This is a genomic window from Legionella gresilensis (assembly GCF_900639865.1).
In the GTDB taxonomy this organism is placed as follows: Bacteria; Pseudomonadota; Gammaproteobacteria; order Legionellales; family Legionellaceae; genus Legionella_C; species Legionella_C gresilensis.
On the sequence record NZ_CAAAHX010000006.1, the window covers coordinates 201,451 to 216,583 of the forward strand.

Below are 15,133 nucleotides of genomic sequence, written 5' to 3' on the forward strand. Positions count from 1 at the left end.
ATATGTATAAGGTTAAAAAAATGCAAAATGAACAAGTAATACTAATTACTGGAGGTACAGGCGATATTGGTACAGCCATTGCAAAGCAATTAGCTCCAAACTTTGGCCATGTGGTAGCGCTCGATGTAGTGGCAGATAACAAAGGTGATGTCTGGCAACAGGAATTAAATAAGCAAGGCTATAAACATTTGCATTTTCGACATATGGACGTAACTGATTTTAATGAGTGCGAAAGAGTTATTAAAGGACTGATTGCTGAATTTGGTCAAGTCGATGTACTTATTAATAATGCAGGTATTACGCGTGATGCAGTTTTCCATAAAATGACTAAACAGCAATGGGATGAAGTGTTACGCGTTAACTTAGATGGTATGTTTAATGTTACTCGGCAAGTGGTGGAAGCCATGCGGGCTCGAAAAAGTGGCCGCATTGTTAATATATCTTCAGTCAATGCCCAGAAAGGTCAATTTTCCCAAGCTAATTATTCGGCTTCGAAGGCTGGTATTTATGGGTTTACAAAAAGCTTAGCGCAGGAATTAATGGCCTGTAATATTACTGTCAATAGCATTTCGCCTGGGTATGTAAATACACGTTTGATGAAAGGTATTAGACCAGATATTTTAGAGGCAATTATTGATTTAATCCCCGCTAAGCGTTTAGCAGAGCCTGAAGAGGTAGCTTGGGCAGTGGAGTTTTTAATTCATGAGAAAAGCCGCTATATTACTGGCGCAAATTTAAGTATCAATGGTGGTTTACATATGTATTAAAGTTAAATAAGAATTAATTGGGGACAAATGGTGAGATTAATAAAAAAATATAAAAACCGTCGCCTTTATGATACTGAGAGAAGCCAATACATTACCGTTGAAGAATTACAGGGTTATGTTGTTCAAGGTATCGCCTTTCGAGTAGAAGATAGCAGCACTAATAAAGATATAACGAGTGCTACTTTATTACAGATCCTCGTAGAAATGGAAAATACGACCAGTCAATTTCTATCTGCAGATATGTTAAGGCATTTAATTGTATTAGCTAGTCATCCAATGAGCCAAGCATATAAAAATATTTTAGAACAGCTATTTGCCTCATTTGACTCGTCGATCAAAAAAAGTCCTTATTTACAGGACTATCAGCAAACAGCGCAGCTTTGGCAGCAGCAGGTTGGTGAGATGTTTAATCAATGGCAATCTTTATTTAAGGTTAAGTAGATTGCTAAATAATGATAAAAAATTAATTAATACTGAATAATGAAAGTGGCCTTCTTGGCAATTTTATTAGTATTTATTCAATCATAAAAATATTGCTTCAATTAATTGACAATAGATGTTAGAGGGGCTAATCTAATATTGTGCAGTGCAACATAAAGGAGGTTTAATTATGAACCAAGCATATTTAGAACGCTGGACAGATCTAGCTAGAAAAGCGCAAGAACCTTTGCAAGCTATCGCCGAATTAAATGCAAAAACATTACAAAATTTTAAGTATTTAAAGCCCGAAGAGCTCGCAAAAATTAAAAAACCGGAAGAATTTGTAGAAAAGCAAATTAATCTTGCTGTTGAAAATGGCCATAAAGCTTTAGATTATATGCAAAAGTCTTTTGAAATTTTTGAAAAAGCCATGCTATCTGTTGTTGAGGAAGCAAAAAAGGCTGACGGTAAAAGATAATAATTAATTTTATTCTGCTATCGCAAACTTACTATTTGCGATAGCTTGAATAAAATATAGATCAATAAGTGCTTCTTAAGAAAGTGATTATATTTAAAATTAATTATTATTTACTTTAGTAGCCTAGCTAAGATCTTCTATATTGTTATTACTACATGCCATAGGATTTGCATTAGAAATGAGCTTGATTACTTTTTCTAAGCCAAGTTTACGTAGAAGTGCAATATTATTAAGCGGTATTTCTTCGGTATCTCCATAAAAAGCAATAGCTTGCTCTATGCTTTCTTCCCTTAAAATATGCACCATTGGATAAGGTGAGCGATTAGTATAGTTAGTGACGTCTTGGCTTTCAGCGTCAGCAAAATAATAGTTAGGGTGGAAGGTGGCTAACTGATAAATACCTGCATATTGCTTTTTTATAAGTTTTTTTTCAGCAAGCGCGGTAAAATCTAAATAAGTTAAAAAATCTTTAAATAAAACTGGAAAGATAACAATAGTCGTTTCAATAGTTTTATTACTTTCTAAATTAATCATTTCATTGCGTAAATCAGCTAATGCAAGTTGTTCAGTTAGAGCGAGGCTGACGCTAAAGCGAATAGTATTATGATCAATAACATACTTAGCAAAAGGACAAAGTTTTAGAGGGATGATAAAGGAGGTAATCCAGTTCTTAGTTTGTTGGATAATTAAATCTGCCTGAACCATATTATTAGTTAAACCTTTAATCGACAAATACAAATAAAATATCTTTATAGACGGCAGTCTATACTAAAAATAGCGAACTATTAAGAAGGAATCATTATGAATAAGCTAATAGTAAGCGTATTTAGTGTTTTATTAAGCTCATTGATGATATCAGCTTATAGTGCTAGCCAGATATTACCAACTAATCAAAATGAGTCTGATGCTATTAATCAACGGTTTTTGCCTTCTCCTTTTCCAGTCTATGTCATACCTAATGCAGGCGTGATAAATCATCCATATCCAGGGGCGACAAAAGTTTTAATTCCTACTGATAATAGTTATACTGGCATGCCTGGGTGTTATATAGCTTGTTACTCACATAATCCGGGTGTCTATGCGGTTTCACCTTCTATTTCAGTTATGGGCCAAATTCGTGTTCAAGGCAGTTATACCAACCGCATCTGTCAACCACAAGGTTACCAGAATCAAGATATTAGTGCTGAGCAAATCTTTAAGGACTTATGCAGTAATAAAATTGCTGCCTGCCGCTCAGCATCATGTTGGGCAGGAGGCGATACTGGTGGTTGGTTTGGTATTCAAAAGTAATAGATCATCCCTGTGCACCGAAAGGCTGGATTTGGCATATTTTCAACGAAAATAATCCTTCAAAGCCTATTTCCAAACTGTGCTCAAATCCAACCTTTCACCAAAATTCAGGTTAACCACCTGATCTATTAAATTCAATAGCCTTTTTTCAACTAACCTTATCTCCTTATTGCTAGTTTAGAAAGAAGTCTAATCAATAATCTTTATACTACTCTGTCGTTTCCTTTTCTTTTTCAACCTCGGGACGTGAAGTCGTTTGAAAGACATACTTACCTGGCGCAGCCATTAAAGGCTTATGGGGAAGCTCAGAAAATTTAGGAGCAGGTTTTAGAGGACCAGATTTTTTCTTTAGCCATTTAAACCAAGTAGGCCACCATGAGCCTGTATATTTAGTTGCCTTATTAAACCATTCATCGGCAGTTAGATCAGTGGCAGGATTTACATAATAATCATATTTGTTAGCGCAAGGCGGATTGATAATACCTGCAATATGGCCAGAACCGCCTAAAAGAAATTGTTTTTCACCTTTCATGGCTTGAAAACCAACATAAGTTGTATGCCAAGGCGCAATATGATCTTTTTTGGTGGAGATGAAAAAAGTTGGTATATCAATTTTGTTAACATCCAAAGGGGTATGATTTAATTTAATTTTCCCCGGTTTAATTAAATTATTATGTAAATACATCCAGCGTAAATATTGAGAATGCATTTTTGCAGGCATATTAGTGGCATCAGCGTTCCAGTAAAGAATATCAAAAGGAACAGGATTTTGACCTTGTAGGTAATTTTTTATAAAAAAGGACCATACTAAATCGTTTGCTCGCAGTGAATTAAAGGTACTTGCCATAAAGCGTCCATCTAAATATCCTTTTAATTTCATTTGCTCTTCTAAGTATCTGATTTGATGCTCATCAATAAAAACAGAGATATCACCTGGATCACTAAAATCAATCATGGATGCTAGAAAGGTAGCACTTCTAATCGATTTTTTATTATGTGCTTTAAAATAGGCAAGGAGGCAGGCCAGTAGCGTTCCTCCTATACAAAAACCTAAGGTATTGACCTTTTTTAATTGTAATTGTTCTTTAATCACTTCAATAGCAGTCATTGGCCCTTCGCTTAAGTAGCTATACAAGCCTTTCTTTGCATAAGTAGCGTCAGGATTAACCCAAGAGATAACAAAGACGGTGATACCCTGTTTAACAAGCCAGCCAATAAATGAATTATGCTCACTTAAATCAAGTATATAGTATTTATTTATCCAAGGCGGGATCATCATTAAGGGAATAGTATACGTTTTCTCAGTACCTGGGGTGTACTGGATTAATTCCATCATTTCATTGCGAAAAATTACTTTTCCAGGCGTAGTTGCTAGGTTTTTACCAATTTTAAATGCATCCATATCAGTCATTTTAATAATTAAACGAGCTGATCCAGATTCCATATCGGTTAATAAATTTTGTAATCCACGTAGTAAATTTTTTCCATGACTTTGAATCGTTTCTGCCATTAATTGTGGATTAGTATGAATAAAGTTAGCTGGTGATAAAGCATCTAAATATTGCCGGCTAAAGAATTGCACTCGTTTAGCCAAATGCTTGTCGCCATAATCGAGCCTTTCAAGTAAGGCATTAAAATGTTCACTGGCTAATAAATATTGTTGGCTTAATAAATTAAAAAAAGGGTTATTAACCCATTCATCACCACTGAACCGTTTATCTTCAATTGGCATGGATTTCCCTTCCAACCAACAAGAAAATTGATCTTGAGCAAGGCTCATAGCATCTTGCCAATAAGCAATTTGATATTGCCAAATTTTTTCTGGATTTTTAAAGAATGTTGCTATGAGTGCTTGAAAATCTTTTGTTAAATCTATAAAACGATTAATCCATAGCGGAAGCTGTGGTGGTTGGTTACGAAAACTTTCTAACATATGAAGGCTTTTTTCAGCAACTGATTGCATCAGTTGACTTAATTCAGTATCGGCGGTCATCCTATCTCCTAAGCAATACGAATACTTTTTATTCTCACGTGATTTAAGGTAAATTGGCAAGTAACTTCATTTAAGAATGGACAAAAGAATTGCGTAAGGCAACAATTAATAAAATTACAGGTTATTTAATCTTAATTGTAGTCGTTACTTTCCTATCTAGCGGCTTTTATTTTTGGGAGCAGTATTTATTAACCCATTTTTTAGGTGGCTTTCAAGAGCCAAATATGCCTATTATGCACTCTTCGCCAGGATTTCATTTCTTTTTTAAAGCTTGGCCTATTTGGATTTTTCCTCTCATTATTAATAGTTTAATTATAATTTTACTTGGAAGAAAATATTATCAAGTTTTTCAAAAACGCATCTCGAAATTAAAGCAAGAAAATTTAAGATTACAAAATGAAATTAAAGAATTAAAGTTTAAGTTAATTAAATTGAATGATAAGGTAAATAAATCCATATGCAAAGTCGATCAGGAAAAACACAAAGCGCTGCAAATTGCTTATGATAATTTGGCATATGATTATAAACAAAGCACTGATTTTATAGAAAAATTGTTAGATAAGATAAATCAACATGATTTAAAATAGTAAGTATAAATAAGACTAGATAGTGCAGTATTTTATCTTCTCCTCTTAAAAGCCTTAAGGTACAATTTTATAACCTTTTTCTATCTTATTACTGATGCATCTAAAACAATTAAAATTAGCTGGATTTAAGTCATTTGTTGATCCAATATCTATTCCTTTCCCTAGCCATTTAGTAGCTGTTGTTGGCCCAAATGGTTGTGGTAAGTCAAATATTATCGATGCAGTTAGATGGGTATTAGGAGAGAGCTCAGCTAAAACCTTACGAGGCGAATCTTTAACAGATGTTATTTTTAATGGTTCAACTAATCGTAAAGCGGTAGGACAAGCATCGGTTGAATTAATTTTTGATAATTCGTTAGGTAGGCTTGGCGGCCAATATGGTAATTATCAAGAAATTGCTATTAAAAGATTAGTAACTCGTGCAGGTGAGTCTTTTTATTTTTTAAATGGAACTCGCTGTAGACGACGTGATATTACCGATCTTTTTTTAGGTACAGGCGCAAGCGCTCGTGGATATTCCATTATTGGTCAAGGAACCGTGTCAAGGTTAGTTGAAGCGCAGCCTGAAGAATTACGTGCTCATTTAGAAGAAGCAGCTGGCATTTCTAAATATAAAGAGCGACGACGTGAAACTGTTGTGCGTATAAATCATACTCGGGAAAATTTAGCTAGAGTAAGCGATATCCGAGATGAACTTGCTAAACAATTACAACGGCTTGAACGCCAAGCAAAAGCGGCTGCACATTATCAAGAATTAAAGGATTTAGAACGAACTTACAAAGCAGAAATAGTAGCGCTTAAATGGCAGGACTTAAGTGCTCAAGCATCAAACTTAGAAAACCAAATTAATCAGTTTACTTTAGACTATGAGCAATATCAGGCGAGTATTACACAAACATATAACGAAAATACTTCTTTAAAAATAAAAACAGAGCAAGCGCAGGATGTAATTGAAACACAACAAGCTCACTTTTATCAATTAACAACTGAGATTGCTCGTTTAGAAGAACAATTGCAACAGCAGAAACAAGAGCATCAGCGCTTACTGATTAGTAGGCAAACTATTTATACAGAACAGCAGGAGTTAACTAATCAATTAAACCATGAACAAGAATTATTAAAGGATTATCAAAATAGGATTAATCAAATTGAGTTTAATTTAAAGACTGCGAAACAGCAATTAATGCAAAAGCAGCAACTATATCAAGTTGCACAACAAGAGCAATTTGAGTGGCAAGCAAAAACTAAAGAAATACAAAGCAATTTAGCTCGTATTGAACAAGAGTTACAAGTTCAACAAGTGCATTATCAACATATAATTCAGGAACAGCAAAATGTGCAAATCTATTTTGATAAAAACACAGACTTGTTGTATTCACTTACTCAAGAGTTAAATGCGATTAATCTAACGCGAGAACAAACCAATTTAATACACTTAGAAAATAAAAAGACAGAGCAAGAAACTAATTATCAAAAGCTATCTAATCACTTAGGTGAGATACGTCAGCAATTAATACAAACAGAGACAGAGCTATATCATGCTCAAGATCAAATGCATCAGTTAACAGCAAAGCATGCATCAGTTGTTGCTATTTTAGCTACTATTAAAAAGCAAAGCTATAGTTCAATAACAGATCATCCACGCCTTTTTGAAAATCTAGTAGTTGATAAAGAGTGGCAATATGCTTTCGAACTAGTTTTAAAAGACTATTTACAAGCAACCATTGTCACCTCACTGCAGCCTATTTTAGCTAAATTAAATGAGCTAACAGATAACGCGCAAAGCTTTACTGCACCGTATTTTACTTCGCAGAAATCAACAACTTACCCATGCTTGGCTGATAAAATAAGCGGCCCTGTCCCTTATTTTTTACCTAATTTACATAAAATCTTTGCAGCTTCAAGCATTATAGACGCTTGTAATTGGTGGCCTCAAATTGATGAGGATGAATCAATCATAACAAAAGAGGGCTGCTGGCTTGCAAAAGGATGGATTCGCATTAATGGAAAAACTACCACAGATACCTTTAGCGTATTAGCTAAGCAAGAGGAGTTAAGTTATTTAAATAGGGAGCTTAAACAAGCTCAAATGAATTTAGAACGATTAAAACAAAAGCGTGACGAGCTTCATTTATTTTTAGAAGAGCAGCAGGAGAAAGTATTTGCCTCTAAAGAAGAATTAAATATTATTTTTGATGAAATTAGATCAGAAAAAGCAAAAATTGACTCTCTTCAATTAAAGCTTGAGCAGCTTGATACTAAGAGGAAAGAGCTATTAAAAGATAATGAACAACTAGAACAACGATTATTAGATTTAGCTGACCAACGATTTACTATAGAGCAAGCAATTGCAGCTGCTCTTCCTGTAAAGCAGCAATTTTTAGCTGAGCAGGAACAATTTAATAGAGACAAGCAAAACTTTGATGACACCTTCTTAGCTAAAGAAAAAAACCTAAACGAAGCACGTAATTTGATGCATCAATTAGAGATAGAAAATGAGCGTAATCAATTAACTTATCAACAGATAATTGCTAATGTTGCTGTTAAACAAGACAAGTTAATCTTATTAAAGGAACGTTTAAAGGAAGATGATAACCAGCTTGCTACACTTCTAGAATCCAATTTTTCTTGCGAAAAAAAGTTAGAAATGAAGCTAGGAGAGCATAAAAGGGTAGAACAATCCTTACAAATCATACGTGAAGAGCTTAATGATGATAAAGCAAAATTTATGGCTCAAGAAGCTAAAATTAAAGCAGATGAAAAGCAAATTAAAATTTTACAAGAAAAAATTCAACAACTGCAGTTACAACTACAGACATTTCGAGTACAAATCGGTAACCTATTAGATGTATTAAAAGAACAAGGGTTTCAAGTGCAAGCCCTTATTCAGGCAATAGCACCCGAAATAACTATTAAAGTGCGTGAACAGCATATCGAAGAAGTTATTGAAAAAATAAATCGCCTAGGTGCTATTAACCTTGCAGCTATTGAAGAATATACCAATGAGATGCAAAGAAAACAGTATTTAGATGAGCAGTATAATGATTTAACTAATGCCTTAGCGATGCTTGAGGCTGCAATTGAAAAGTTAGATAAAGAAACAAAATGGCGCTTTCAACAAACATTTAATGAAGTTAACGCTACGTTCCAATCTCTATTTCCACGTCTTTTCGGTGGAGGACAAGCGGCCTTGGAGTTAACTAGCGATAATTTATTAGAAGCAGGCGTCTTAATTACGGCGCAGCCACCAGGAAAGCGCAATAATACAATTTATCTGTTATCTGGAGGGGAGAAAGCAATGGTAGCAGTGGCGCTAATATTTGCTATTTTTCAATTAAATCCTTCTCCTTTTTGTATGTTAGATGAAGTAGATGCGCCTTTAGATGATGTAAATATTGAACGATTTTGTAATTTAGTAAGGGAAATGTCTCAGGTAGTGCAATTTTTATTTATAACTCATAACAAGATAGCGATGGAATTAGCTGATCATTTAATTGGTGTAACTATGCGTGAGCCAGGCGTCTCTCGAATCGTTTCTGTTGATGTTGAGCAGGCTTTAGCAATAACTGAGATTTAATAAATTTTTAATCTTAATACGCTAAAAAGTATTAGTAATATACCTTTAGTTCCAAGAGGTATAAATGTAGCGGACAGTGAATAGGAGTCAATATGCAGGCAAACTTAAGTCTAGTACTCAATGTAATATTACTTATTGGCGTGGTCATTGCAATAGGACGTTTAATGAAGACCAAACGTCAAGCCAATCGCTTATCAAGCTATCAACCTCCTTTAGGTAAAGTAGAAAATAAGTCGTTTGACGATATTATTTCTGTACGCAAAGTTAATTCTAACTTATTAAATGAAGAAGATTTAGCTGATGTACAAATTAGTGCTAGTGAAAATGATGATAAAAAACCTATGCTAAGAGGTGAAGTTATAAATAAGAAATCAGCTTATGACACTAATAACGAAGCAGGTCCCTCAGTTATGATGTTTTTATTGGCTAAAGAAAATCGGCAACTTGCAGGGTATGAATTATTACAAACTGTGTTAGCCGCTGGTTTGAGGTTTGGCGAAGGTCACTTGTTTCATAGACATCAATATTCAAACGGTCAAGGCCCAATTTTATGCAGCCTTGCCGCTGCAACACCAACAGGTGTTTTCGATTTGCAAAATATTGGGGGATTTTCGGTAAGAGGTTTGTGCTTATTCATGCATTCTTCAGGTAATCCTACTATTGATAAGGAACGCTTTACGATTATGTTGGATACAGCTAAGCAGTTAAGTGATGAATTAGATACACTTTTACTTGATGAAAAAAAGCGGCCTTTAACTGCAGAAAGTTTAAAACATTATTATCAGTTGCTACATATTGCGGATATATCAGATATAAAAGAATTTAAGGAAAAAGAAATTGTCTAAATTGATATTACTTTTAATTAAGAGGAAAATAATTTAAAGCACTAGCCGCTTTTCCTTAATAATTTATATTGCATTTTACTAGCATTGGTGTGTAAGGTTAATAAACACTACACTTATTTTAATACCTTCCTTAATAATACTATGAATATTACAACTTTAATCCAGCAATTAGGATGTCAGTATAGTCAGCCTCTTTTTGTAACAGGTATCTCTATTGATAGTCGAAAAATTTTACCGGGTCATTTCTTTATTGCGTTGCAGGGTGAACAATTTGATGGTCATGAGTTTATTGCTGAGGCGCAAGCTAAAGGTGCTTCTGCAGTTTTATGTGAGAGGCAAGTTAATGGCATTAGTATTCCTCAATTTGTTGTTAAAAATACCCTACAAGCAATGACCGCCATGGCTAAATTGCATCGTAAATCAATAACCTGTCCCATTATTGCTTTAACAGGTAGTAATGGTAAGACTTCTGTAAAAGAGATGATAGCTAGTATTTTACCTAAGCCTGCTCATGCAACACCAGGTAATTTGAATAATCATATTGGTGTACCTTTAAGTGTTTTACAGCTAAAACCCGAACATCGCTATGCTGTTTTTGAATTAGGGGCTAATCATATAGGCGAAATTGCTCATACAGTGCAAATAGTACAACCACAAGTGACTTTAATTAATAATATTGCGCCAGCTCATATCGAAGGTTTTGGCTCAATTGAGGGTGTTGCTCGAGCTAAGGGTGAAATTTATGCTGGCCTTGCAGATAAGGGCACGGCTATAGTGAATGACGACGATGATTATGCCCACTTTTGGGATAATTTATTAGCTGATAAACAAACTATTCGTTTTTCATTAACAAAACAAACAGATGTTTATGCGAAAAATTTTTCGCTAAATGAAGCAGGTTTTGCTTCATTTACGCTAGTCACTAAGTTAGCTGAGCGTGATATCACACTACAGGTTCCGGGTGAGCATATGGCACGCAATGCACTAGCTGCCGCTTCTTGCTGTCTTGCTGTAGGTATTTCTGTAGAAGAAATAACGCAGGGACTGCAAAACTTTAAAGGTGTATCCGGACGGTTAACTTATTTACAAGGTAAAAATGAATCCTTAGTTATTGATGATACTTATAATGCAAATTTACGTTCTGTATTAACTGCTGTTGATGTATTAGCAAAGCGTCAAGGCCGTCGTATTTTAGTGCTAGGTGATTTAGGTGAATTAGGTACATGGACCCAGCAGCATCATGAAGAAATTGGTTATGCTGCACGGCGTAAAGGAATAGATTTATTATTAACATGCGGTAAACATAGTGTTTTTTCTAGTAAAGCATTTGGGAGTAGTGCTCGCCATTATGCTTCGCAAGAAGAGTTAACAAAAGATTTATTGTCTTGGCTTGATAAAGATACAACTGTGCTAGTGAAAGGATCTCGCTCTGCCAGTATGGAAAAAATAGTGCATGAACTAGTGGGTTAATACTTTAGGCATGTGTTATGCTTGCCCATTTTTGTACGATCAATAGCTGATCAACTTAAATATTTTAATTTTCGCAAGAGGAAAAGATATGCTTTATTGGTTAACGCAGTTAATACAAGGACAGTATCATGCGTTTCGAGTTTTTCAATACCTAACATTTCGGTCCATTTTAGCTGCTTTAACTGCACTCTTAGTTGGTCTTTTTTGTGGTCCTTTTATGATTAAGTGGCTTAGAAATTTACAGCTTGGTCAGGTCGTGCGTGAGGATGGCCCGCAGACTCATTTAACAAAAGCAGGTACTCCAACTATGGGCGGCGTACTTATCCTTGTTGCAATCTCAGTAAGCTGCTTACTTTGGGGTGACTTAGAGGAGCCTTCATTATGGTTAGTATTACTAACGACTCTTGGATTTGGTATTGTCGGTTGGGTTGACGATTATCGCAAAGTCGTACGTAAAAATAGCAAAGGTTTACCAGGGCGTTGGAAGTATTTATGGCAATCCGTTATTGCAATAATTGCTATTGTGATTCTTTATTTTAGCTCTAGTATGCCCTTGCAGACTCAGCTTAGTATTCCTTTTTTTAAAAACTGGTTAGTTGATCTCGGATTATTTTTTCCGGTTTTAGCTTATTTCGTCATTGTAGGTAGTAGTAATGCAGTTAATCTAACAGATGGTTTGGATGGTTTAGCAATTGTACCTATAGTAATGGTGGCAGGAGCTTTAGGTATATTTGCCTATGCAAGTAGTAATAACGTTTATGCACATTATTTAGGAATTCCTTATTTAGCTAATATTGGTGAACTTACTATTTTCTGTTCAGCAATTGTTGGTGCTGGTTTAGGTTTTCTTTGGTATAACACGTACCCAGCCCAAGTTTTTATGGGAGATGTTGGCTCCCTTGCCTTAGGTTCTGCTTTAGGCATCATTGCTGTTATGGTTAGGCAAGAATTAGTGTTGTTAATCATGGGTGGTTTATTTGTGATTGAAACATTATCTGTAATCTTGCAAGTCGGCTACTTTAAATATACGGGTGGAAAAAGATTATTTCGAATGGCTCCTCTTCATCATCATTTTGAACTTAAAGGCTGGACGGAGCCTAAGGTTATAGTACGCTTTTGGATTATGACAGTCGTTTTTGTCTTATGTGGTTTAGCAACTTTAAAATTACGTTAGGTGAACAATGACACAATCCATTTATCTAGTTGTAGGCCTAGGTAAAACAGGCCATTCTATTGCGAACTATTTACAACGCCGCAATTTACCTTTTATCTTCTATGACACCCGGAAAGAAGTAAATAATCTGCCTGAGTTTACACAACAATTTCCTGGTGTTGAGATTTTTCTTAGTGATTTACCTCCAAGTATTTATCCTCAAATAAAAGAGATTATTGCAAGCCCAGGTGTGGCGCTTGATATTCCAGTTTTTACAGAAGCTCGAAATAGGGGTATTCCTATTATTGGTGATATAGAATGTTTTGCTCGGGAAGTTAATGCGCCTGTTATCGCTATAACGGGCACTAATGGTAAATCCACTGTAACAACACTAGTAGGTGAAATAACTAAAGCAGCCGGATTAAACGTTGCTGTAGCTGGCAATATAGGATTACCAGTACTTGATCTGCTTGATGATAAGCAGCAATATGATTTATGGGTACTTGAGTTATCTAGTTTTCAATTAGATTTAACATATTCACTAGCACCCCTCGCTGCAACAATATTAAATATTTCTCCAGATCATTTAGATAGGCATTTTAGTCTTGAAGCCTATCGCCAAGCAAAGCAACGAATATATCTAAAGGCTCAATTTTTAATTTACAATCGAGATGATGAACAAACCTATCCAGCTTCTGATATAAAAAATATTAACACTAATTTAGTTAATTTTGGCCTAGACAAGGCTACGACAGGAAATTGGGGTATAATTTATAAAGATAATACTTATTTTTTAGCTAATGGTAATTTACCATTTCTGGCTGTCGATTTATTGCGCTTAGAAGGTAAACATAATTGGCAAAATGCTTTGGCTGCCTGCGCTTTATCTTTTGCCGCTGGGATAAATATGGAAGTAATGTCTTCTGTTTTAAAAACCTTTTCAGGCCTTTCTCACCGCTGCCAAAAGGTAAGGACATTAAATGGCGTTGATTGGGTAAATGATTCAAAAGGTACTAATATTGGAGCAACTATTTCCGCCATTTTAGGAATTGGTGGTGCTATACAGGGGAAAATAGTTTTAATTGCAGGAGGCTTAGGTAAGGGTGCTGATTTTAGTGAATTAAAAATACCTGTAATGAAATTTGTTCGTGCAGTGGTTCTTATAGGTAAAGATGCCGCTAAAATCGAGCAAGCGCTTGAAGGTGTTGTTCCTTCATTTCATGCTAAAAGCCTAGAACAAGCCATCAGTATTGCTTCTAAACAGGCTCAATCTGGGGACGTAGTCTTATTATCTCCTGCTTGTGCCAGCCAAGATATGTTTCGTGATTTTAATCATCGTGGTGAAGTATTTACGAGTTTAGTAGAGGAATTATGATTATGCAGCCACGTCATTACACTCAGCGAGGTAAGCCAACGCATAAGCCATTATCTCTTTACGACAAGTGGTTAATGAGCGCGGTACTTGGATTAATTATTATTGGCCTTATGATGGTTGCCTCAAGTTCTGTTATGGTTTCAACTAAATACTATCATAACCCTTTTCATTTCCTCATTCGCCAGTTTGTATTTCTTTTTGCAGGCTTTTTTATTGCTTTGGTTATTATGCGCATAGATAGTAGCGTTTGGGAAAGAAGTAGTATGCCGTTACTCTTTATCTGCTTGATGATGTTAGTTGCTGTTTTAATTCCGGGTATTGGTCATACAGTAAATGGAAGTCGTAGATGGTTATCATTGGGTCCTATTGGTATTCAAGTTTCTGAACTCACTAAACTAATCATGATTTTTTATGTGGCGGGTTATTTAGTTAGACAGCAGAAAACCGTGGAAAAATCTATTTTTGGTTTTATTAAACCGATGATCATTTTAAGTTTAATTGCTTTTTTGCTTTTACTCGAACCGGACTTTGGTGCGACAGTAGTCATTGCTGGAACTGTTATGGCTATGTTATTTTTAGCAGGCGTAAAATTGCGTTATTATTTAGGTTTGCTTATAGTTGTAGTTTGTTGCTTAGCTATGTTGGCTGTTTCGTCTCCTTATCGGGTTGCTCGTTTAACAGCTTTTCTTGATCCATGGGCAGATCAATTTAATAGCGGATATCAATTAACTCAATCTTTAATCGCTTTCGGACGAGGTGGCTGGTTTGGTGTAGGATTGGGCGATAGCGTACAAAAATTATTTTATTTACCTGAGGCTCATACTGATTTTCTATTTGCTGTGCTGGCTGAAGAGTTAGGTCTCTTTGGAGCTCTTTTGGTCTTAGTTCTCTATAGTATATTGGTATTTAGAGGTTTATCAATTGGTTATACCGCCTATAGTCAGGAGAGATTCTTTGCTGCTTTCACGGCTTACGGTTTGACTTTTTGGCTAGGTTTACAAGCAGCTATTAATATGGGCGTAAATTCAGGGTTGCTACCAACAAAGGGATTAACACTGCCAATGTTAAGTTATGGAGGCGCTAGTGTGGTAGTTAATTGTATGGTCATTGCTTTATTATTACGTATTGATCATGAGAATCGTTGGCAATCACTAGGATTGCGATCGCCGACTTCATAA

The 15,133-nt window shown here is 35.3% G+C and carries 13 protein-coding genes; 11 read left to right on the plus strand and 2 right to left on the minus strand.

Going from position 1 to position 15,133, the window contains the following annotated elements; genetic code table 11:
* Window positions 1-20: 20 nt before the first annotated feature.
* The 3 genes from phbB (at window position 21) to E1P04_RS09430 (ending at window position 1,665) form a co-directional block, all read left to right on the plus strand.
* Complete coding sequence (gene phbB / locus E1P04_RS09420; protein ID WP_131782655.1) at window positions 21-767, plus strand: acetoacetyl-CoA reductase; 747 nt, start codon at window positions 21-23, stop codon at window positions 765-767.
* A gap of 27 nt (window positions 768-794) precedes the next feature.
* Entirely contained in the window at window positions 795-1,208 is a 414-nt protein-coding gene (locus E1P04_RS09425; protein ID WP_131782656.1) for a polyhydroxyalkanoate synthesis regulator DNA-binding domain-containing protein, read from the plus strand.
* A gap of 169 nt (window positions 1,209-1,377) precedes the next feature.
* On the plus strand, window positions 1,378-1,665 hold the full coding sequence (locus tag E1P04_RS09430; RefSeq protein ID WP_131782657.1) for a phasin family protein: 288 nt from the start codon (window positions 1,378-1,380) through the stop codon (window positions 1,663-1,665).
* A gap of 123 nt (window positions 1,666-1,788) precedes the next feature.
* On the opposite strand, the gene E1P04_RS09435 is transcribed toward E1P04_RS09430, so the two are convergent.
* Window positions 1,789-2,370, minus strand: a complete 582-nt coding sequence (locus E1P04_RS09435) for a DUF1415 domain-containing protein (protein WP_131782658.1) — start codon at window positions 2,368-2,370, stop codon at window positions 1,789-1,791.
* 96 nt (window positions 2,371-2,466) lie between these two features.
* On the opposite strand from E1P04_RS09435, the gene E1P04_RS09440 reads away from it, so the two are divergent.
* Window positions 2,467-2,955 (plus strand): hypothetical protein, encoded by a 489-nt coding sequence (locus E1P04_RS09440; protein WP_131782659.1) that lies wholly within the window; start codon window positions 2,467-2,469, stop codon window positions 2,953-2,955.
* A 208-nt stretch (window positions 2,956-3,163) separates the two neighbouring features.
* Here E1P04_RS09440 and E1P04_RS09445 read toward each other — a convergent pair whose 3' ends face one another.
* Window positions 3,164-4,948, minus strand: coding sequence for a PHA/PHB synthase family protein (locus E1P04_RS09445; RefSeq protein ID WP_131782660.1), 1,785 nt, complete (start codon window positions 4,946-4,948; stop codon window positions 3,164-3,166).
* An 89-nt stretch (window positions 4,949-5,037) separates the two neighbouring features.
* On the opposite strand from E1P04_RS09445, the gene E1P04_RS09450 reads away from it, so the two are divergent.
* From E1P04_RS09450 to ftsW, 7 genes are all read left to right on the plus strand, one after another.
* Window positions 5,038-5,535 carry a hypothetical protein gene (locus tag E1P04_RS09450; protein ID WP_131782661.1) on the plus strand — a complete coding sequence of 166 codons (498 nt, stop codon included), beginning with the start codon at window positions 5,038-5,040 and terminating at the stop codon, window positions 5,533-5,535.
* A gap of 94 nt (window positions 5,536-5,629) precedes the next feature.
* The gene (smc, locus tag E1P04_RS09455) at window positions 5,630-9,112 is read left to right on the plus strand and encodes a chromosome segregation protein SMC (protein ID WP_131782662.1); all 3,483 of its coding nucleotides are present in this window, start codon (window positions 5,630-5,632) and stop codon (window positions 9,110-9,112) included.
* Window positions 9,113-9,204: 92 nt separating this feature from the next.
* Window positions 9,205-9,957 carry a cell division protein ZipA C-terminal FtsZ-binding domain-containing protein gene (locus E1P04_RS09460; RefSeq protein ID WP_131782663.1) on the plus strand — a complete coding sequence of 251 codons (753 nt, stop codon included), beginning with the start codon at window positions 9,205-9,207 and terminating at the stop codon, window positions 9,955-9,957.
* A 141-nt stretch (window positions 9,958-10,098) separates the two neighbouring features.
* Window positions 10,099-11,427 (plus strand): UDP-N-acetylmuramoyl-tripeptide--D-alanyl-D-alanine ligase, encoded by a 1,329-nt coding sequence (locus E1P04_RS09465; RefSeq protein ID WP_131782664.1) that lies wholly within the window; start codon window positions 10,099-10,101, stop codon window positions 11,425-11,427.
* Between the two features lie 88 nt (window positions 11,428-11,515).
* Entirely contained in the window at window positions 11,516-12,601 is a 1,086-nt protein-coding gene (gene mraY, locus E1P04_RS09470) for a phospho-N-acetylmuramoyl-pentapeptide-transferase (protein WP_131782665.1), read from the plus strand.
* Window positions 12,602-12,608: 7 nt separating this feature from the next.
* Window positions 12,609-13,955: a UDP-N-acetylmuramoyl-L-alanine--D-glutamate ligase gene (gene murD / locus E1P04_RS09475; protein WP_131782666.1), complete on the plus strand. Its 1,347-nt coding sequence runs from the start codon at window positions 12,609-12,611 to the stop codon at window positions 13,953-13,955.
* Window positions 13,956-13,957: 2 nt separating this feature from the next.
* Complete coding sequence (ftsW, locus tag E1P04_RS09480; protein ID WP_165482725.1) at window positions 13,958-15,133, plus strand: putative lipid II flippase FtsW; 1,176 nt, start codon at window positions 13,958-13,960, stop codon at window positions 15,131-15,133.

Bases quoted from the DNA above. Each gene is read 5' to 3' on its own strand.
- phbB (WP_131782655.1), top strand. From the start codon at position 21: ATGCAAAATGAACAAGTAATACTAATTACTGGAGGTACAGGCGATATT.
- E1P04_RS09425 (WP_131782656.1), top strand. From the start codon at position 795: ATGGTGAGATTAATAAAAAAATATAAAAACCGTCGCCTTTATGATACT.
- E1P04_RS09430 (WP_131782657.1), top strand. From the start codon at position 1,378: ATGAACCAAGCATATTTAGAACGCTGGACAGATCTAGCTAGAAAAGCG.
- E1P04_RS09435 (WP_131782658.1), bottom strand. From the start codon at position 2,370: ATGGTTCAGGCAGATTTAATTATCCAACAAACTAAGAACTGGATTACC.
- E1P04_RS09440 (WP_131782659.1), top strand. From the start codon at position 2,467: ATGAATAAGCTAATAGTAAGCGTATTTAGTGTTTTATTAAGCTCATTG.
- E1P04_RS09445 (WP_131782660.1), bottom strand. From the start codon at position 4,948: ATGACCGCCGATACTGAATTAAGTCAACTGATGCAATCAGTTGCTGAA.
- smc (WP_131782662.1), top strand. From the start codon at position 5,630: ATGCATCTAAAACAATTAAAATTAGCTGGATTTAAGTCATTTGTTGAT.
- E1P04_RS09460 (WP_131782663.1), top strand. From the start codon at position 9,205: ATGCAGGCAAACTTAAGTCTAGTACTCAATGTAATATTACTTATTGGC.
- E1P04_RS09465 (WP_131782664.1), top strand. From the start codon at position 10,099: ATGAATATTACAACTTTAATCCAGCAATTAGGATGTCAGTATAGTCAG.
- mraY (WP_131782665.1), top strand. From the start codon at position 11,516: ATGCTTTATTGGTTAACGCAGTTAATACAAGGACAGTATCATGCGTTT.
- murD (WP_131782666.1), top strand. From the start codon at position 12,609: ATGACACAATCCATTTATCTAGTTGTAGGCCTAGGTAAAACAGGCCAT.
- ftsW (WP_165482725.1), top strand. From the start codon at position 13,958: ATGCAGCCACGTCATTACACTCAGCGAGGTAAGCCAACGCATAAGCCA.